This window comes from Algoriphagus confluentis (genome assembly GCF_036245625.1).
Classification (GTDB): Bacteria; Bacteroidota; Bacteroidia; order Cytophagales; family Cyclobacteriaceae; genus Algoriphagus; species Algoriphagus confluentis.
Genome location: NZ_BTPD01000003.1, coordinates 124,851 through 142,833, shown reverse-complemented (window position 1 = coordinate 142,833; position 17,983 = coordinate 124,851). Strand labels below are relative to the sequence as shown.

Sequence of the window (17,983 nt, the reverse complement as noted above, 5' to 3'; positions counted from 1 at the left end):
CAGCTAATGCACTAATTCACTCTTAAAATCCAGTTTTATGATTATTTCAACCACACCAAATCTAGAAGGATATCAAATCGAGCAATACTTGGGGGTAGTCACCGGAGAGACCATCATCGGTGCCAACATCTTCAAGGATTTTTTTGCCAGTATTACCGACATCGTCGGCGGCCGATCATCCGCTTACGAAAAAGTACTCCGGGAGGCCAAAGGAACGGCCATGGCGGAAATGGAAATGCAAGCGAGAGCTTTTGGCGCCAATGCCGTAGTGGGCATTGACTTGGACTATGAGACCATCCGGGAGGGAATGCTCATGGTGACTGTCAGTGGCACTGCAGTCAAGGTTCTAAAGAAATAAACAAAAAGTCCTGTAGATCAGGACTTTTTAATTAACTCTGACACTTTCTGGACGGTTGCTTTTTTGCAAAAAAAGTCACCTACCACCACTACCGGGGCTGACTTGCAGTGATCCAAGCATTTGGTTTTTATCCATTTGCATTTGCCTTTCAAAGCTGGGTCATGAGATAGCTCCTTTTGGAGTCTTTTTGCACCTTCACTTTTGCAGTCTTTCCCGGTGCAGACCAACACAAGTTTTCGATTGTATTTCATTACCAACTCGATACGGCTTGCATCATCAATCCACTCAGGTAGGCGCCATAAGTACCCACAGCATAGCCCAAAACAGCCAAGAGAACTCCGACCGGTGCCAGAGAGGCATCAAATGCTCCTGCTACTATCGGTGCGGAAGCTGCTCCTCCCACATTGGCCTGAGACCCCACCGCCACATAGAAGAAAGGGGCCCTGATCAGCCAAGCCACAAACCCCATAATCAGGATATGAAAAATCATCCAAAATATCCCCACCAAAAAGAACACGGGATTGTCCAAAACAGCTCCCAGGTCCATCTGAGCTCCTATCGTTGCTACCAAAACATACAAAAGCACCGAGCCCATTCGGGAAGCTCCTGCCCCTTCCAAATTTCTCGCCCGAGTAAACGAAAGAATCAATCCAAGCGTGGTGGCCACGACAACAATCCAGAAAAAGGTGGAATTCAAGGAATACTGATCCAATTCAGGGTAATTTTCTCCAAACCAAGGCCCCAGAAAATCCGCACACAAGTGGGAAATCCCTGTGACTCCAAAACCCACTCCTATAATTTTCATGGTATCGCCCAAACTTGGGATCCGCATGATTCCTTCCCGGAATTTGGTAATCCGATCCCTTAGCTCGTAAATGGCAGAATTGTCTGATTTCAGGAGCCTGTCCAATTTTTCAGGCTTGGCTGCCCAATACAACAAAAATGCCATCCAAAAATTGGCAACCAAGACATCCACGGCAATCATCTGACCAAACAAAGCAGGACTAGCTCCGAAAACTTCCAGCATCGCGGTCTGATTGGCACCCCCACCAATCCAACTCCCCGCGATGGTGGATAACCCTCTCCATAACTCATCCGGACCGCTGCCGGCATAAATATCCGGAAACATCACCCCTACCGTCAGTAAAGCTAAGGGTCCTCCCAGCATGATTCCCAAAGAACCAGCCAAAAACATGGTCAAAGCCTTGGGTCCCAACTTCAAAATGCCCTTCAAGTCAATACTGATGGTAAATAAGACCAAAGATGCAGGAAGCAAATACCGGGAGGCCACAAAGTAAAGCTGAGACTTTTCGCCTGAAATTATCCCTAAAGAATTGAATACAGCCGGAATAAAGTAGCAAAGCAGAACGGTGGGAACGTATTTATAAAATTTTTGCCAGAATGGATGCTTGCTTGCTGAAGTGGCAAAGACAAATGCCAATGTCACTGCCAACAGTCCAAAAACGACTGCATCATTGCTGAATAAAGGCTCTGATTCCTCCATAATTTAATTGCTTCGCGGTTTGCAACAATACCCAAAAAACCCTGATTTCCCCAAATCAAAGCGGATGATCTTCCAAAATTCGGCTGAGCTCATTCAATATCATGGCCGTAGCCCCCCAAACTATTTCTCCGTCGATAGCAAAGTATGGGGTATCCAAACGAATTCCCGAACCAAGGTCGAGCAGGGTCTGTTTTCGGATATTCTCATCCATAAAGCCCGATAAAGAAAAAGAAATGATCCTGTCGACTTCTTTCACCTCAGGGACAAAATCCGGAACTGAAGAAACAAATCCGACCGTAGGACTGACCAGAAAATTACTGGCCGGGATATACAAATCACTCATTTGTCCCAGCACCTCGATGGTACTTCTAGAAACACCAATCTCCTCCTCAGCTTCGCGAAGGGCTGTTTGAATGACATTCAAATCTTCCGGATCCATCTTTCCCCCGGGCAGGGCCACTTGCCCTCCGTGGACTCCCGGATATTGAGGTCTTTTAATCAGGGGGAAATAAGCCAATCCCTCAATAGGATAGAATAAAAGCAACACGCCGCTTTTCCGGTGATTGGAAGGAAGGTTAGGGTCAAACCTTTTCAAATTTATCGGATGAGGTGCCATCTGAAGATGGGCTTCTTTTCCGGGTAGAGGTAATCTGAGCCGATTCTCCAGGAGTAAAATCAGTTTCTCAAATTCCATTTGAAGTCAAATCCACGGCTTTTAACTTCTGGTCCAGATACGATTCCGGAAGGTAGTCAGCTGTCCCTTTATTGAGCCTAAACTGCCTCAATCGATGATCTTTCACATCCAGTAACCATACCATCGGACGGAAGCCCTGTTCCTCCTCAAAATACCCCAACACCACAAATTCATCGTCATTGAGCCAATATCCGTCCTCAAACATTCCCGAAGGTCCCATAAATAGCAACCTTTCCTTCATGCCATCCGCCCGATACCAAATCACTTCGGAGTCAGGATTGAGAAAGGGTTGGTCCAAAATCTCCTGCGCCTCTACCTTGTATTGATAGATATCGATGGTACCCTTTCCGTCGGGATGAATAAACTGATAAGGAAACAGGGGATCTCCCTGCTTGATCGGGTTGGCTTCGGGCATTTCCATCGGATCAATAGAGTCGGACAAAATCAGATCAAAGTCCTCCCCACTCATCTGTCCAAGGATACCCGCCCAATGTGAAGTCCAAGCGGTTTTGGCCATCAATACCGTATCAATTTTGTCCAGCAGGCTGCTCAAGTCTTCTTCCCTATTTTCTCCTACTACTGAACCTTCAGCAGTGGTCTCCCCCCGTTCACAGGCCATCGAAAAAATACCGATTAGTAGCGCTCCAAAATACTTGAAAGATCCTTTCATGGGTTCCAGTTGAAATATGAAACTAAGCTAGGATTGGGAAAAAACAAACTTCAGAAAATGATCAACTCCTAAAAACCTCACTCACAAGGCCATTTGTTGAAAATAAAGCCATTTTTCTTTTTCAAAAATAAGCCTAGATGGCATCAAGGACCAAAAATTCTCCTTTTATTCAGATTAAGTGAAAAAAGATCTTTGTGATTTGAAATGAAAATTTCCTTCAGTATCCGGGACCGCTGTCTGAACAGAATTGGATTTTCCACAAAAAATTCAGACAGACAAATAAAAAAGGCCGAAATATGACTTCGGCCTTTTCCTGCTCTCAAACCTATTAAACCTATTGTAGATATTCAATTCATGAATACCTGCGAAAAGTATAAAATGTTTTTATTCTGTCCAAACAATCGATTGCGAAAAATATTCAAAATTTTATTCGGTGTTGTATTTTTCAACCTAAATCACAGATAATCAAGTTTTTTTCCTGAAAAAAAATTTTCCTTTCCCCTAAAAAATCTCAAATTCCACAGGATTGCCAAATTTTCTATGCCCCAACGCGCCCTACCCCTTGCCAAAAAAATCCATGAAGGTTACTGCACCTACATAGAAACTTTCAATACCTACACCCGACTGGCTCCACTTTACTTCGCTCAAAGAAACTGGACGGCTATGCAGCTCAATCACCGACAGCGACTGCGCTTATACAAAGACCTCCTTTCCCATCTGATCACAATATTTCAGGAGATGCTTGGTCCGGACAGTACCAATCGAGAAATCTGGTCTTTGATTCGAGCAGAATATCAACTCATGATTCAAGACAGACCCGATTCTGAACTGGCGGAGACCTTCTTCAATTCTGTTTTTCGAAAAACCTTCCCTGACAATTTTTTGGACGAGGAGTTGATGTATGTGCAGGCGCCGGAAATCTCCTATGATTTCCAAGAAAACTCGCCACTGCTCAATACCTACCCCGCCAAAATGGGATTAGAGCCCATTATTCGGCAGATTTTGGAGGATTACCATTTGGGAGCTCCTTTTTTGGACAAAGAGCAAGACATTCAGTTTTTGATTCAGGCGGTCAAAGATGTCATCCTCAGTCGATATCAGGTAGCTGCTGACGCAAAGACACAAATTCTCAAGTCAGTCTTTTATCGCAACAAAGCTGCCTACCTGATTGGCAGAACTTATGTCGGAGGCAAATGGATGCCCTTTATCATTCCTTTTCTACATGGGCCAAAGGGAATTTTTGTAGATACCCTGATTTTTGACCCGCATTTAATGAGCCACTTGTTCAGCTTTACCCGGTCCTATTTCATGGTCAATGTGGAGATTCCTTCTCAGGTGATCGGATTTTTGATTTCAGTGATTCCTCACAAACACATCCATGAATTATATAATGCAATCGGGTTCAACAAGCATGGGAAAACCCTCTTTTACAGGGACTTTTTGAATCATCTTGGAAAAACAGAAGATCAGTTTGAAATCGCTCCAGGAATCAAAGGAATGGTAATGACAGTTTTCACCTTACCCTCATTAAACATCGTTTTCAAACTAATCAAGGACCATTTTGAGCCGCCAAAAAACATGACCCGGCAGGAAGTCCGGGAAAAATACAAGCTCGTCTCTCTTCATGATCGAGTGGGCCGAATGGCCGATACCCACGAATTTGAGCATTTCAAAATTCCTCTTTCCCGAGTCAGCAAAGAATTGATGCAGGAATTGAGAAATACGACCAATTCTCTTTTAAAGATTTCAGATGACTACCTGATTATCAAACACCTGTATACGGAAAGGAGATTGATTCCTCTCAATATTTATCTGGAGGCCTGCAGCACAGAGGCTGGGAAAAAAGCAGTAGAAGATTATGGAAGAGCGATTTTGCAGTTGGCTCAAGCCAATATTTTCCCAGGGGACATGATGACCAAAAACTTTGGCCTCACCCGGCAGAAAAGGGTGATTTTCTACGATTACGATGAGATTGAATTTCTGGAAGACATGAATTTCAGGGAAAAGCCCAAAGCAGAAACCTACGAGCAAATCTATGCGGCAGAACCTTGGTATGAAATCCATAAAAACGACGTTTTCCCTGAGGATTTTAAGCGATGGATGATTGGAAGAGAAGATCTTCGTCCTCATTTTCTAGACTATCATCCCCAACTTTTTGACCCTGCATACTGGAATTCACTCAAAGAAAGGATCGCACAGGGTGAGCTGATTCATGCCTTTCCCTATCCTGAAGAAATCCGTTTTCGGCCACAAGAGCGGGATTAGATCTCCTTGGTGGAAAAATAATTGCAGGAAAAGGGCAATAACTCAAGTTTATTTCATTCTTACCTCGGCAAAACTTACTTTTGGGATTACGGGTTCTTCAAAGAATCACCACGACCCATGCTTACCGAAACTTCTTCACCCTCTTCTACCCTCACCACCAAAAAAATAATTCTCCATACACCGGAGGATGACGATAGGCCTGTCTACCTTTCCGGTAATTTTAACAATTGGGCAACGCAGGACTTCCGGTTCAAAATGCATAAGGTGGAAAAAGGTAAATATGAGTTTTCCTTTCCCGATCATTTGGACCTTCCGGAGGAGTTGATTTACAAGTTTACCAAGGGGGATTGGTCGGAGGTAGAAATCGACCGATATGGCAACCGGACCCCAAATCGGCATTGGAAAGACCAATCCAAAGTGAAAGTGGAAAAAGTGGCCAAATGGAGAAAAAACTGGCTTCCCTATCGCCCTTCACAGCTTCCTCAGATTCATCTCATGTCCGAGGAATTTGAAATCCCCCAACTCAACACCAAAAGGAAAGTTTGGGCCCTTTTGCCGCATGATTACGACAGCAGTGATGAGCATTATCCTGTACTTTACCTTCAGGATGCTCAAAACCTCTTCAATGAAAATGCAGAATTCGGTAACTGGCAGATAGACAAAAAACTCGCCGTCATGTCCGATTATGGCATTGGAAAGATCATCATCATAGCTGTGGAGCATGGAGAATCTGAGCGGGTTCAAGAATACAATGTAGGCAAAACCCTTCTGGGGCACGGCAGCGGCAAGCAATATATTCGCTTTGTAGTGGACACGCTCAAGCCTTTTGTGGACAAAACCTACAGAACCCAACCCGAACGCGAATTCACCGGAATCGGAGGGAGTTCTATGGGAGGCTTGGTCAGTATCTTTTCCGGATTGATGTATCCGGAGGTTTTCGGAAAGCTGATGATTTTCTCTCCTTCCCTTTGGGTAATTCCTAAAATCAAACTGGGTTTTTTAGATATTTTCGAACCCCAGGATACCCGAATCTATCTCTATGCAGGAGGGGACGAAAGCGAAACCATGGTAGACCATGTCTTAAAGTTCCGCAAGCGTCTTCTCAAAAGGGAAAGTCTCAAAGGCAAGATGAAAGTCCGCCTTTCGATCAATGAACAGGGAAAACACAACGAATCCTACTGGAGTGATGAGTTTCCCAAAGCCATCGAATGGCTATTTTACAGTGATAAACCGGAGTAAGCTCCAAACTAATTTTCGCATGCAATTCAAACTCAACCCCAAAACCTTCACCGAATCCGGCCTGAGGGTGATTCCTTTTTTAGAAAATGAACTTGAGCAAACCTTAGAAGAAAAACTTCCGGGTGTAGTCATTCCCAGCGCTCTTTTCTCCGGCAAAAAAGACACGCATTTCACTTTAAACCAAGAAAATCAGCTTGTTCTTCTTCTTGGGTTGGGTAAAACTCCAGATTACAAACAGGCTGAAAACACCTTTCGAAGAGTATTTTCCAAACATGCTTCTCTGATAACTAAAGAAACCTACGTCGACTTTCCAAATGGTATTTCAGAAGACCTTATAGAAGCCGCTTTGGTAGGGTTACAATTGGGCACTTATTCCCTTGGTTTTTTTAAAAAAGAGGAGCCCAAGGACTTCAAAAAGCATAAAGTTGGAATCCGGACCTCCTCTACTTCTGCAAAAGACCTTGCTTTCTCAGCCCAAAAAATAGCCGAAGCCAAAATGGAAGCATTTCGCCTCGTCGATCTTCCTCCCAACAAAATTACTCCTCCCAATCTTGCGGATTGGGCAAAAAACCTAGCGAAAAGACTCAACTTGGGAGTAAAGATTTTTGATCCGAAAAGAGCTAAATCCGAGGGATTGGAAGCTTTCCTGGCAGTAGGCAGAGGATCAGCCAAAGAGCCCAAATTCATCATATTGGAATACCGGCACCCCAAGGCTAAGTTTCACCTCGGACTGGTGGGCAAGGGAGTCACTTTTGATACCGGCGGTCTGAATATCAAGACCCAGGGAATGCACCACATGAAATCCGACATGGGTGGTGCAGCAGCTGTGCTAGCCACTACACAGCTTGTCGCAGAGCTTCGACTACCTATCCAGCTTACAACCATAGTACCTGCGGTGGAAAACGCCATTGATAAGGATGCCTACTTGCCTTCCGAAGTGATTGGGAGCCATGCAGGATTAAGCATAGAGGTGGTGGATACCGATGCAGAGGGTCGTTTGATTTTGGCAGACGGACTTTCCTATCTGGTCAAAAATTACAAACCTGACCATCTGATCGATTTGGCCACACTGACAGGGAGCAGTATCGGTACCTTTGGCTACGAAAGTGCCGCTCTATTCTCCAATGATGGAGGACTTTCCCATGGACTTCAAGAGGCAGGAGAAGAAATCGGAGAAAAGTCCTGGCCTCTACCGCTTTGGGAGGTCTATGCAAGGGAAATGGATTCGGAAATTGCGGATATTCGAAATTACCATGGAAAACCCTTTGCCGGAGCCATTACCGCCGCCAAATTCCTCCAGGCCTTCACTCATGAGCATCCCTCATGGGCTCATTTGGATATTGCGGGCGTTTCCTTTACCGATACTGAATTTGCAAAAACCAAAACGGGGTCTGCATTTGGTGTGAATTTATTGCTTAAGTTTATCCAAAAGCAGCTTTAAGAACATGGATACTTCCAAGACTTTTCTCTGCATTTCCAATTACTTCAAGGGAAATGCATTTCTGACAGCCCTCAAAAAACAAGGCAATCGTGTCTTTTTGGTCACTACAGAACAACTCAGGGACAAACCTTGGGCTTTTGAATACATTGATGAGGTATTTTACATGCCCGGACAGGATTTGGACTGGGATATGGATCTTTTGCTCAAAGGAGTGGGCGGATTGATGAAAGATCACAAGATCGAAGCGATCATTGCCTTGGATGACTACGATGTGGAAAAAGCCGCCTTCCTGAGAGAAAATCTGAGAATTCCCGGCATGGGTCAGACCACAGGAAGGTATTTCCGGGACAAGTTGGCCATGCGGATGCGTGCCAAAGATGCGGGAATCCGGGTCCCTGCCTTTTCCTCCCTTTTCAACAATGAAGACATCAACCATTTTGCCGACACGGTGCCTGCTCCTTGGGTTCTGAAACCCCGATCTGAGGCTTCCGCTCATGGGATTATCAAAGTTCACGACAAGGATACCCTTTGGCAAAAAATCGATGAATTGGGCGAAAACCGGGTTTATTACCTCGTGGAGCAGTTCAAGCCTGGAGATGTCTATCATGCGGATGGACTGCAAGTGGACGGCAAAAACTTATTTCTCACAGTTTCAAGATACCTGGCCACTCCTATGGAAATCTCTCAGGGAGGAGGTATTTTCCGCTCAGCCAATATTAAGTATGGTTCTGAGGACGATAAGGCTATCCGCAAAGTAAATGATCAAATCATGAAAGCCTTTGGCTTGAAAAATGGAGCTTCCCATACCGAATTCATCAAATGTCGCGAAGATGGGGAGATCTATTTTCTTGAAACAGCCTCACGAGTGGGAGGTGCGCACTTGGCCGAAATGGTAGAAGCAGCCACGGATGTCAATCTTTGGGCAGAGTGGGCCAAAATTGAAGATGCAGTAGCCAAAGGGCAGAAATACCAGCTTCCCAAAGTCAAAAAAGGATATGCGGGAATCATCCTTACTTTATCCCCTTTTGAACACCCTGATTTGAGCGGATTTGATGATCCTGAGGTATGCTTCCGAGTACCCCTGGATTACCATGCTGGACTCATCGTCAAATCTCCCAAACAAGATAGAGTCATGCAGCTCTTAGATAGCTATGCAGACCGTTTTGCCCGGGAATTTTCAACCTCAGCGGCGGCACCTGAGGTGAAAAAGTTTCATTGAAAATCAAAAGGTTGTCTAAAAAGTGAAGTTTGTCAAATTGAGTATTTGAGAGACGAGAGTCCCGAAATCGAAAGGTCGTCCGGAAAGCTTGAAATTGCCTTCGACTCCGCTCAGGCTGACAACGATACAATTTATGCGACAGCCTCTTCGCTTTTTAAATAATCCCTTTCTCGGGATGCTTGCCGGTCACCGTCCTACCAAAATCTTTCATTTCCTCGATTTGGGCATCCATTTCTCCGTTGGGGTAGATCACAGGACCGATGCCTGCCTCCTTTTTTTTGTAATCCAAATAACCTACGACAATGGGAACATTTGCTCCAAGAGCGGTATGGTAAAACCCTGTTTTCCATTTCTTTACCGCTTTTCTCGTGCCTTCAGGAGTGACCATGATTACCAGCTCATCTCCCTCCTTAAGCATTTGAGTCATCGCCTCTGTGTAGGTTTGCTTTCTTCCTCCGGGTATTCTTTTTCGGTCTATGGGAATAGCTCCCAAACCGGAAAGAATCCAACCTAAAGGCCCCACCATGACTTCCTTCTTGATGGTAAATCGGACCGGAATATCCATCAAATAAAAAGCAGCTCTGGCGTAGAGGATATCCCAGTTGGAAGTATGGGGTATAGCAATCAAAACCGCTTTTTTCAAACCTTTTGGCCAATTGGCATTCAGACTCCAGCCTGATATCCAAAAGATAAATCTGGAAAATAACTTCATCATAGCGCTTTTTCTTTTTGAGATTTCGGAAAATTGGCCAATTCCAAAATACCCGGGTTTTCCTCAACCAGTTTCATGGCAATGTCGTAACCCGCCTGAAAGAGTTCAGGAGCTTTTTTGATATCAAACACCCCATATTTTCCCAAGCCGGGAGCTTCTATAAAATAGTCACATTTGGCCTTTCGGCTGTAGACATTGTAGTTCATCGTCATGATCACAGAGCGTTCGATGAGATTTTTCATGTTTTTGATATTGCTCTCCTCAGGAAGATGATTGCAGTTGACCCCGATTACAAAATCACAGGTTCCGTCCAAAGGCTCAACAGGAAGATTGTTCAGTACTCCCCCATCCACGAGGTATTTGTTCCCAATCTGGATCGGTTCAAACATGCCCGGGATGCAGGCAGAAGCCATGATTGGCTTGATCAATTCCCCTTCATCGAAATAGACCACTTTTCCTTTTCGGATATCAGTAGCTGCTACTGCCAAAGGGGTTTTTAGCTGAGAAAAATCGTCATGAGGCAAATAAATCTTGAAAAGATTACCCACGGACTCCATTTTCAGGATTCCTTTCCAAGAAATGGCAGGACGCATAAACTTGAAGTAATTGGTCTCCACAATGATCTTCAAAACTTCCTCAGGCCGATAGCCCTGACAGTACATCGCTCCGGCTATCGCCCCGGCCGAGCTTCCGGTGATTTTTGTGGGAAAAATCCCTACCTCATTGAGTGCTTTAAGTACACCCAAATGAGAAATACCCCGGACACCGCCTCCGGAAAGGGCAAGACCTATGCGTAGATTAGAGCTCATCAAGTCGGAAAGTTTGATCCAAACGTACTCCTTTTTCAGTCATTTTCACGGTGCAGCATTCATTTACCGGATCATGCTCCAAAAACAGCACATACTTTTCCCTTGCTGCTTCCTCCAAAAATACCTGCTTTTCAGAAAGTGTAAGAAGCGGCCGGGTATCGTATCCCATCACGTAGGACAGAGGAATATGTCCCACAGAAGGAAGCAAATCCGCCATAAATACTACCGTGTGACCTTTGTACTTCATTTTTGGAAGCATTTGCTTATCGGTGTGTCCGTCTGCTGTGATCACATCAAATCCCTCGAAAAGTGACTTTTTCTCCAAATCGATAAACTTCAACACCCCATGATCCTGCATTGGAAGGATGTTTTCAGCTAAGAAAGAGGCTTTTTCCCTGGGATTGGGTTGGGTCGCCCAATGCCAATGATCCGAATTGGACCAATAGGTAGCCCTAGGAAAGGTCAATTCGTCTTGCCCATGAGAGCCATAGCGAACCCCTCCCCCACAATGATCGAAATGCAGGTGGGTCAGAAACATATCCGTTATATCGGTTGGGAGAACTCCCAGTTGCTTTAGGCTTTTGTCCAGGGAATCTTCCCCATGCAGGTAGTAATGAGAAAAAAACTTGGCATCCTGCTTGTCCCCGATTCCATTGTCGATTAAAACGACCCGGTTGCCTTCTACTGCCAGCAGACAGCGCATGGCCCAAGTGCAAAGATTTTTTTCGTCGGCAGCGTTGGTCCGGGACCAGAGTGTCTTGGGAACGACCCCAAACATCGCTCCTCCATCCAACTTGAAAAATCCGGTATTGATTGTATATAATTCCATTTGGGTTATTCTTGGTTAGTGAACGGGCTAAAAAGCCAAAAAGCAACCTTTTCCAGGGAGGACAGATTGCTTTTTGGTTTTATCTTTTTCTTAACAGCTTAGCGATTTTAAGCTTTCAATCTACGGTGTAAGACCTTACTCCTCGACCACGCCCATGGAGCAAAACTTCTCGATTCTTTGCTCAATTCGCTTCTCAGGTTTGATTTTATCCAGCTCTTTAAGGGACTGAATTATGGCCTCTTTAATGGTTTTGGCCATCCATTTCAGGTCTTTGTGCGCTCCTCCAAGTGGCTCCGGGATAATATCATCCACCAAACCGTTGGCTTTCATATCCTTAGCGGTAAGCTTCAAAGCTTCGGCTGCCTGCTCTTTGTAATCCCAGGATCTCCAAAGAATGGACGAACAGGATTCAGGAGAGATGACGGAATACCAGGTATTTTCCAACATAAATACGCGATCTCCCACTGCGATACCCAAAGCACCACCGGAAGCACCCTCTCCGATAATGATACAGATGACGGGAACCTTCAGCATAAACATCTCTTTGAGGTTTCTAGCAATGGCTTCTCCCTGTCCTCTTTCCTCCGCTTCCAATCCCGGAAAAGCACCCGGAGTATCAATCAGAGTCACGATGGGCTTTCCGAATTTCTCAGCCATTTTCATCAGTCTGAGGGCCTTTCTGTATCCTTCCGGATTGGCCATCCCAAAGTTCCGCTCCTGACGCTGCTTGGTATTGCGGCCTTTTTGCTGTCCGATAAACATGACCGTACGGCCATCGATATCTCCAAGTCCACCGATCATCGCTTTGTCATCTTTTACGGTACGGTCACCGTGCAGCTCGATAAAGTCATTCGTGATCTCGTAGATATAGTCGAGGGCATAGGGCCTGTCTGCATGACGGGATAGCTGAACACGCTGCCATCGGGTCAAATTGTCAAAAGTCTCTTTTTTCAATGCAAGGATTTTTTCTTCCAAAGACTCAATATCGGAACTCAAATCGATATTTCGGCCCTTGGCCAACTCTTTCATCTCCTGTAGTTTTTGCTCTAAATCAGCAATGGGTTTTTCGAATTCTAATACCATTTGATTGGTTTTTGAGAAAAGCAAAGATAAGGGAATCTGTTTATCGACTGCAAAACGCAGCCTTGGAATTGGGCTTGAAATTGAATTCAAATCCTTCAAAAAACAAAAAAGCCTTAGATCTCTCTAAGGCTTTGTGCGGAATGGACGGGACTCGAACCCGCGACCTCCTGCGTGACAGGCAGGCATTCTAACCAGCTGAACTACCACTCCTAATGGTTTAACTTTTTTTAATTTCTTGCGGAATGGACGGGACTCGAACCCGCGACCTCCTGCGTGACAGGCAGGCATTCTAACCAGCTGAACTACCACTCCGTTTTCCCTTCGCTTTTGAAGTGGTGCAAAGGTAGAAAAATGAAAATGAACAGCAAGAACCAAATTCGATTTTTTTATTCCGATTCGATTATCTCATTCTTTTTCAAAGAAATAATTTCTTTGGTTCCGCCACCCTAGACCACACTACTATCCACCAAAACCTCTACATTCCCGTGCATCCAAAGGAATGAAGCAGGAAATTGTGTACTGATCTCCGGAACCTTCAAGTGCTCAAATGCCTCCTTTTTTCCTGAACCGGAGATAAACAAAATAATCTTTTTGGACTGAAGAATATTGCCCAGTCCCATAGTCATCCCAAAAGTCGGAGGCTGCTTGAGTGTCTTAATCATGCCATTGTTCAGTGTACTTTCTGCCAATCGGCATACGTGAAAGTGAGGTGTCAACTGATCTCCCGGTTCATTGAGCGCGATATGACCATTGACCCCAATTCCCAAAATACAGATATCCAAAGGACCTTCATTTTGGAGGACATTTTCCATTTGCTCACAATCCCCATGAGGATCCAAAGTAAAGGGATTTACAGTCCAATATCGATCAGGAGCTATACCCATGGGTTGGACAAACTTGGTCTGCACATCGAGCTCGGAAGTGAAGGTAGAGCCCTCTTCCAAGCCACCCCATTCATCCAACTTGATCACGCGAAGTTCTTTGCAAAAACCAGGGTTTATAGCCCTTTCAGCCACCATTTCGGCATAAAGTCCCGAGGGTGAGCCCCCACTCGCTACGCAAAAAAGAAGATTAGGCTTCTGATCGATTTCTTTTTTGACCAGTTCAAAGCCTTTCTGGCTCATGGATTTAAAATCCGGGAAATAGTGAAAATTCATCGGGGTACTTTTTGTAGCAAGTAAAGGAAATATTTTCTATGCTTTTTCTAAAAGGCCAACCTCATCTTCAAAAATAGCTTCAAGACTTCATCCCGAGTCATAAAATTTAAAATCATTCCTTATCTTTTCGGTGAAAAAACCACCGACATATACATGAAAACCATTAGCCTTGGAATTGCCACCGCGCTTTGTCTTTTAATTTCTCCCTCTTTTGCCCAAAAAGCAAACCCCAAACCCAATCCGCTCAAACAGGAAGTCCAGCAAACCATCGAATCGAGATTTGCTGAAATGACCGAACTCAGTGACAAAATCTGGGCTTTCGAGGAGACTGCTTTCCATGAAACCCAATCCGCAGCGGCCCTTTCGGCCTATGCAGAGGAGTTGGGCTTCAAAGTCACCCGGGGAGTAGGAGAAATTCCCACGGCTTTTATGGCAGAATACGGTTCGGGCTCACCGATCATCGGCATCATGGGAGAATTTGATGCCCTTCCCGGATTGTCCCAAAACAAGGTTCCTTTCAAAAGTCCGCTCAACGAAGGGGCTCCGGGTCATGGATGTGGGCATAATTTGTTTGGTGTCGCCTCTCTCAGCGCTGCGGGGGTGATCAAGGATATGATTGCCGAAGGTAAGCTTAAGGGCACGATTCGCTTTTACGGGACACCGGCCGAAGAAAAATACTTCGGCAAACTCTGGATGATCCGATCCGGAATCATGGATGATGTAGATATCATGATGGATTGGCATCCCGGTGATGAGACGGAAACGGATGTTCAAAAAGGCTTGGCCTTGGTGGATTTCATCGTGGAGTTTAATGGGCAGGCAGCCCATGCTTCCGGAGATCCTTGGAACGGTCGCTCTGCCTCAGATGCCTTGGAGCTCTACACCGCAGGAATCAATTACTATCGGGAGCATATCAAGCCAACGGTACGGATCCACTACCATATTCAGGATGGCGGCCAAGTCGTCAATGTGGTTCCTGATTACAGCAGACTATGGGTTAGGGTTCGGGACACTTCTCGGGAAGGACTGATGCCGGTATGGAAGCAAGTGGAAAAAATGTCCGAAGGAGCGGCCATTATGGCCAACGTAACCCATAAAGTCACGCTGGTCTCCGGAGTACATGAGATCCTGGTCAACCGAACCGGTTCTGCAGTAATGCAGGCCAACCTGGAGGCTTTGGGTCCTATCTCCTACTCGGAAGAGGAACAGGACTTTGCCAAAAAGATCCAAGAAGCCACCGGCAAACCCCAAATCGGGCTGGTCTCAGAAATCAAACCCATGAAAGAAACCTTGGAGCACAGTATGGGAGGAAGTACGGATGTGGGCGATGTCAGCTGGGTGGTACCGACTATCCGCATGAGTGCGACCACCGCTCCCAATGGTACTCCTTGGCATTCCTGGGCGGTAGTGGCCTCAGGGGGAATGTCCATCGGGCACAAAGGGATGGCCTATGCAGCCAAAGCTTTGGCCATGACTATGGTGGATTTGTATCAGAATGAAAGCCTAAGGACCGAAATCAAAGCGGAATTCAAAGAGAAAAAAGGGGACTATGTGTACAAGGGAATTATCCCTGACGGTCCTCCGCCTTTGAATGCAGGATACTGAGGTTAATTCGGAAATACCCGCAACTTACTGCGTAAGGCATCCAAATAAGCGTGCCTTGCGAAACTAGTTTCGCAAACACAAAGGTTGTATGTCATGCTGAAGAAGCCACCGCAAATTTTAGCACATTTAGTTTTTACCACCGCCACCCCAACCCTAAAAACCCAAAAGAGCTAAAATTTCCCTTCCACATACAAAATCTAATTATCGGCAGCAAATAAACTTTGATGCCGAAATATAGTTTTATATATTTGGACTAAAACTCTTAGAAATCGCACAGGATAAACTACATATTGACGATCTGAGGAATCAATTCCGTGAGCATACAAGGTTCTCTACCAGTGAATTAACTGAGTTCTACCGTTCAAAAGAACCAGATGTAAAGAAAACTACTATTAATTGGAGAATCTATCATCTTGTTCAAGATGGAATTCTTACCAGAATTGGACGTGGAAAATTCAGTCTTGGCACTGGAAGGACTTACTATCCGGAATTAACAACCAAGCAAGTTTCACTATTCAAAAAACTCAACGCAGAGTTCCCTTTTATTTCAATCTGCATTTGGAGCACTTCAGTAATAAACGAGTTCATGCTTCATCAACCCGGTAGATTCTACCAACTTATAGAAGTGGAAAAGGATGGAATGGAAAGTTTATTCTATTTCCTAAAAGACAGAAATATGTCTGTTTATTTGGATCCCTCACCTGAATTAATCAGAAGATACCTAATTGATGAAAAGGAACCTTGGATTGTAAAACCTCTTGTTTCTGAAGCACCAACACAAGAACTCAATGGGATCTCAACTATAACAATTGAAAAAATGCTGGTTGACATTTTTTGTGACCCAATAATATTTAGTGCACAACAAGGGTCTGAAATGGATCAAATTTTTAAAGAATCATTCGAGAAATACGCAATCAGTGAAAGTAAGATGCTCAGATATGCCAGTAGAAGAAGAAAGAAACCAGAACTGGATAACTATTTAAATGAAATTTCTAAATATCGGCAGCAAAAAGAATTTGCTGCCAATAATTTGAGGTAATGATAAGCAAAGATTCGCTACACATAGATTGGATAACTAAAGTGTCTACAGCCAACAGAAAGGCTGATAAGATATTGATTGAAAAGGTAATTCGAGCACTACTTCTCCTTGAAGGATTAGCAAAGCAGAAATTGGATTTTGTTTTCAAAGGAGGAACAGCTTTGATGCTGATACTGGATTCTTCAAAAAGACTATCCATAGACATTGATATAATTATAGAAAAAGAACCGACTGATTTGGAGAAAATCTTTAATGACTTACTAGAATCACAAGGATTTACAAGGTTTGAACTTCAGGAAAGAAAAGCTGCAACCAATATCCAGAAAGCTCATTATAAATTCTTTTACAAACCCATTCATCAAACACAAGCCGAAGAGGAAAGTATTTTATTAGATATACTTTTTGAAAAAATTGGATATCAAAAAATCAATCAAATCCCAGTCGATTCAAAATTCATCATATCAGAAGGTGAGCCAATCTCTGTCAAAGTACCTTCAAAAGAGGATATTCTTGGAGATAAGCTAACCGCCTTCGCACCAAATACCATGGGTATTCCATACTTCAAAGGTAAAACTAGCATTAGTATGGAAATACTTAAACAACTCTATGACGTGGGAAACTTGATTGATATTTCAGAGGACGTTGATTTGGTCAAAAGTACTTTTGAGTCATTCGCATCAACGGAACTTGTCTACAGAGATCAATCAGGAAAAACAGTAGAAGATGTTCTAGAAGATATCTACCAGACATCATTATGCATTGTAAGCAGAGGTGCTGCCGGCAATGGTGATTTTGAACAATTGCAAACGGGAATCCAACGAGTTTCAAGGTTTATTTTCTCAGAAACTTTTCACATCGACAAAGCAATAATTGCTGCATCAAAAGCCGCATACATAGCAACAGTAATAAAAGCGAAAGAAGGAGCTATTGAAAAATACGGTGATCCCAAAATCATGAAAGATTGGGTCATTGGGGAACCTTTTTGGCTAAGGCTTAATAGGCTTAAAAAATCAAATCCAGAGGCATTTTTCTACTGGTATAAAATATCTGAATTAAACCGAGGAAAACAGAATTAATGGGAAGGTCAACAGTACATTACGCAGATAATAAAACGAATAACGCGCTCAAGAAGCTGCACAATAAATTGCGGCCGGCAGGCACGCCTGTGCAGCGGGTCGAATATATCATTGAACTTCTTCTGTTAAGAATTTTCGAAACAAAAATTAAGCAGGATGAGGAATTCAAACCGCTGAGAAAGCTTTTTACGGCAGATTATAAATGGAAGAACCCAAAAAAACCGGAATTTACGGTGGACTTGAATTTAATTTCCAAGATCAATTCAATTCCGGTGACTTGAGG

General features: G+C 44.1%; 18 protein-coding genes and 2 tRNA genes. 9 read left to right on the top strand and 11 right to left on the bottom strand.

Going from position 1 to position 17,983, the window contains the following annotated elements:
* Window positions 1–37 precede the first annotated feature (37 nt).
* Window positions 38–358, top strand: a complete 321-nt coding sequence (locus AAA943_RS05355) for a YbjQ family protein (protein ID WP_338223198.1) — start codon at window positions 38–40, stop codon at window positions 356–358.
* Between the two features lie 17 nt (window positions 359–375).
* Here AAA943_RS05355 and AAA943_RS05350 read toward each other — a convergent pair whose 3' ends face one another.
* From AAA943_RS05350 to AAA943_RS05335, 4 genes are read right to left on the bottom strand one after another with little or no spacing between them, the layout of a single operon-like run.
* Complete coding sequence (locus tag AAA943_RS05350) at window positions 376–609, bottom strand: (2Fe-2S) ferredoxin domain-containing protein (RefSeq protein ID WP_338223197.1); 234 nt, start codon at window positions 607–609, stop codon at window positions 376–378.
* Window positions 609–1,862 (bottom strand): DUF819 family protein, encoded by a 1,254-nt coding sequence (locus AAA943_RS05345; protein ID WP_338223196.1) that lies wholly within the window; start codon window positions 1,860–1,862, stop codon window positions 609–611. The genes AAA943_RS05350 and AAA943_RS05345 overlap by 1 nt, the downstream gene beginning before the upstream one ends.
* A gap of 55 nt (window positions 1,863–1,917) precedes the next feature.
* Window positions 1,918–2,556, bottom strand: coding sequence for an NUDIX hydrolase (locus AAA943_RS05340; RefSeq protein ID WP_338223195.1), 639 nt, complete (start codon window positions 2,554–2,556; stop codon window positions 1,918–1,920).
* Window positions 2,546–3,226: a hypothetical protein gene (locus AAA943_RS05335; protein ID WP_338223194.1), complete on the bottom strand. Its 681-nt coding sequence runs from the start codon at window positions 3,224–3,226 to the stop codon at window positions 2,546–2,548. The genes AAA943_RS05340 and AAA943_RS05335 overlap by 11 nt, the downstream gene beginning before the upstream one ends.
* A gap of 540 nt (window positions 3,227–3,766) precedes the next feature.
* On the opposite strand from AAA943_RS05335, the gene aceK reads away from it, so the two are divergent.
* The 4 genes from aceK (at window position 3,767) to AAA943_RS05315 (ending at window position 9,390) form a co-directional block, all read left to right on the top strand.
* Window positions 3,767–5,491, top strand: coding sequence for a bifunctional isocitrate dehydrogenase kinase/phosphatase (aceK, locus tag AAA943_RS05330; RefSeq protein WP_338223193.1), 1,725 nt, complete (start codon window positions 3,767–3,769; stop codon window positions 5,489–5,491).
* Window positions 5,492–5,608: 117 nt separating this feature from the next.
* Complete coding sequence (locus tag AAA943_RS05325; protein ID WP_338223192.1) at window positions 5,609–6,730, top strand: alpha/beta hydrolase; 1,122 nt, start codon at window positions 5,609–5,611, stop codon at window positions 6,728–6,730.
* Between the two features lie 19 nt (window positions 6,731–6,749).
* On the top strand, window positions 6,750–8,171 hold the full coding sequence (locus AAA943_RS05320; RefSeq protein WP_338223191.1) for a leucyl aminopeptidase family protein: 1,422 nt from the start codon (window positions 6,750–6,752) through the stop codon (window positions 8,169–8,171).
* Between the two features lie 4 nt (window positions 8,172–8,175).
* Window positions 8,176–9,390: an ATP-grasp domain-containing protein gene (locus tag AAA943_RS05315; RefSeq protein ID WP_338223190.1), complete on the top strand. Its 1,215-nt coding sequence runs from the start codon at window positions 8,176–8,178 to the stop codon at window positions 9,388–9,390.
* 154 nt (window positions 9,391–9,544) lie between these two features.
* On the opposite strand, the gene AAA943_RS05310 is transcribed toward AAA943_RS05315, so the two are convergent.
* The 7 genes from AAA943_RS05310 to AAA943_RS05280 all read right to left on the bottom strand — a co-directional run bounded on the left by AAA943_RS05310 (window position 9,545) and on the right by AAA943_RS05280 (window position 13,947).
* Window positions 9,545–10,105, bottom strand: coding sequence for a 1-acyl-sn-glycerol-3-phosphate acyltransferase (locus tag AAA943_RS05310; RefSeq protein ID WP_338223189.1), 561 nt, complete (start codon window positions 10,103–10,105; stop codon window positions 9,545–9,547).
* Window positions 10,102–10,911 carry a patatin-like phospholipase family protein gene (locus AAA943_RS05305; RefSeq protein ID WP_338223188.1) on the bottom strand — a complete coding sequence of 270 codons (810 nt, stop codon included), beginning with the start codon at window positions 10,909–10,911 and terminating at the stop codon, window positions 10,102–10,104. Before AAA943_RS05305 ends, AAA943_RS05310 begins: the two co-directional genes overlap by 4 nt.
* On the bottom strand, window positions 10,901–11,740 hold the full coding sequence (locus tag AAA943_RS05300) for an MBL fold metallo-hydrolase (RefSeq protein ID WP_338223187.1): 840 nt from the start codon (window positions 11,738–11,740) through the stop codon (window positions 10,901–10,903). Before AAA943_RS05300 ends, AAA943_RS05305 begins: the two co-directional genes overlap by 11 nt.
* 135 nt (window positions 11,741–11,875) lie before the next feature.
* Window positions 11,876–12,823 (bottom strand): acetyl-CoA carboxylase carboxyltransferase subunit alpha, encoded by a 948-nt coding sequence (locus AAA943_RS05295; RefSeq protein WP_338218852.1) that lies wholly within the window; start codon window positions 12,821–12,823, stop codon window positions 11,876–11,878.
* A gap of 136 nt (window positions 12,824–12,959) precedes the next feature.
* Window positions 12,960–13,033, bottom strand: a tRNA-Asp gene (locus AAA943_RS05290).
* 28 nt (window positions 13,034–13,061) lie between these two features.
* Window positions 13,062–13,135, bottom strand: a tRNA-Asp gene (locus AAA943_RS05285).
* 134 nt (window positions 13,136–13,269) lie between these two features.
* The gene (locus tag AAA943_RS05280; protein ID WP_338223186.1) at window positions 13,270–13,947 is read right to left on the bottom strand and encodes a 6-phosphogluconolactonase; all 678 of its coding nucleotides are present in this window, start codon (window positions 13,945–13,947) and stop codon (window positions 13,270–13,272) included.
* 186 nt (window positions 13,948–14,133) lie between these two features.
* Between AAA943_RS05280 and AAA943_RS05275 the strand changes: the two genes are divergently transcribed.
* The 4 genes from AAA943_RS05275 (at window position 14,134) to AAA943_RS05260 (ending at window position 17,981) form a co-directional block, all read left to right on the top strand.
* Window positions 14,134–15,585 (top strand): amidohydrolase, encoded by a 1,452-nt coding sequence (locus AAA943_RS05275; RefSeq protein ID WP_338223185.1) that lies wholly within the window; start codon window positions 14,134–14,136, stop codon window positions 15,583–15,585.
* Between the two features lie 244 nt (window positions 15,586–15,829).
* Window positions 15,830–16,624, top strand: a complete 795-nt coding sequence (locus AAA943_RS05270) for a DUF6577 family protein (RefSeq protein WP_338223417.1) — start codon at window positions 15,830–15,832, stop codon at window positions 16,622–16,624.
* Window positions 16,624–17,700, top strand: coding sequence for a nucleotidyl transferase AbiEii/AbiGii toxin family protein (locus tag AAA943_RS05265; protein WP_338223184.1), 1,077 nt, complete (start codon window positions 16,624–16,626; stop codon window positions 17,698–17,700). The genes AAA943_RS05270 and AAA943_RS05265 overlap by 1 nt, the downstream gene beginning before the upstream one ends.
* Complete coding sequence (locus AAA943_RS05260) at window positions 17,700–17,981, top strand: hypothetical protein (RefSeq protein WP_338223183.1); 282 nt, start codon at window positions 17,700–17,702, stop codon at window positions 17,979–17,981. The genes AAA943_RS05265 and AAA943_RS05260 overlap by 1 nt, the downstream gene beginning before the upstream one ends.
* The last annotated feature ends 2 nt before the right edge of the window (window positions 17,982–17,983 follow it).

What these genes read in the sequence shown, in the direction of transcription:
- AAA943_RS05275 (WP_338223185.1), top strand. Translation starts at nt 14,134, where the DNA reads ATGAAAACCATTAGCCTTGGAATTGCCACCGCGCTTTGTCTTTTAATT.
- AAA943_RS05265 (WP_338223184.1), top strand. Translation starts at nt 16,624, where the DNA reads ATGATAAGCAAAGATTCGCTACACATAGATTGGATAACTAAAGTGTCT.
- AAA943_RS05340 (WP_338223195.1), bottom strand. Translation starts at nt 2,556, where the DNA reads ATGGAATTTGAGAAACTGATTTTACTCCTGGAGAATCGGCTCAGATTA.
- AAA943_RS05335 (WP_338223194.1), bottom strand. Translation starts at nt 3,226, where the DNA reads ATGAAAGGATCTTTCAAGTATTTTGGAGCGCTACTAATCGGTATTTTT.
- AAA943_RS05355 (WP_338223198.1), top strand. Translation starts at nt 38, where the DNA reads ATGATTATTTCAACCACACCAAATCTAGAAGGATATCAAATCGAGCAA.
- AAA943_RS05350 (WP_338223197.1), bottom strand. Translation starts at nt 609, where the DNA reads ATGAAATACAATCGAAAACTTGTGTTGGTCTGCACCGGGAAAGACTGC.
- AAA943_RS05300 (WP_338223187.1), bottom strand. Translation starts at nt 11,740, where the DNA reads ATGGAATTATATACAATCAATACCGGATTTTTCAAGTTGGATGGAGGA.
- aceK (WP_338223193.1), top strand. Translation starts at nt 3,767, where the DNA reads ATGCCCCAACGCGCCCTACCCCTTGCCAAAAAAATCCATGAAGGTTAC.
- AAA943_RS05305 (WP_338223188.1), bottom strand. Translation starts at nt 10,911, where the DNA reads ATGAGCTCTAATCTACGCATAGGTCTTGCCCTTTCCGGAGGCGGTGTC.
- AAA943_RS05280 (WP_338223186.1), bottom strand. Translation starts at nt 13,947, where the DNA reads ATGAGCCAGAAAGGCTTTGAACTGGTCAAAAAAGAAATCGATCAGAAG.
- AAA943_RS05315 (WP_338223190.1), top strand. Translation starts at nt 8,176, where the DNA reads ATGGATACTTCCAAGACTTTTCTCTGCATTTCCAATTACTTCAAGGGA.
- AAA943_RS05260 (WP_338223183.1), top strand. Translation starts at nt 17,700, where the DNA reads ATGGGAAGGTCAACAGTACATTACGCAGATAATAAAACGAATAACGCG.
- AAA943_RS05325 (WP_338223192.1), top strand. Translation starts at nt 5,609, where the DNA reads ATGCTTACCGAAACTTCTTCACCCTCTTCTACCCTCACCACCAAAAAA.
- AAA943_RS05310 (WP_338223189.1), bottom strand. Translation starts at nt 10,105, where the DNA reads ATGATGAAGTTATTTTCCAGATTTATCTTTTGGATATCAGGCTGGAGT.
- AAA943_RS05320 (WP_338223191.1), top strand. Translation starts at nt 6,750, where the DNA reads ATGCAATTCAAACTCAACCCCAAAACCTTCACCGAATCCGGCCTGAGG.
- AAA943_RS05295 (WP_338218852.1), bottom strand. Translation starts at nt 12,823, where the DNA reads ATGGTATTAGAATTCGAAAAACCCATTGCTGATTTAGAGCAAAAACTA.
- AAA943_RS05345 (WP_338223196.1), bottom strand. Translation starts at nt 1,862, where the DNA reads ATGGAGGAATCAGAGCCTTTATTCAGCAATGATGCAGTCGTTTTTGGA.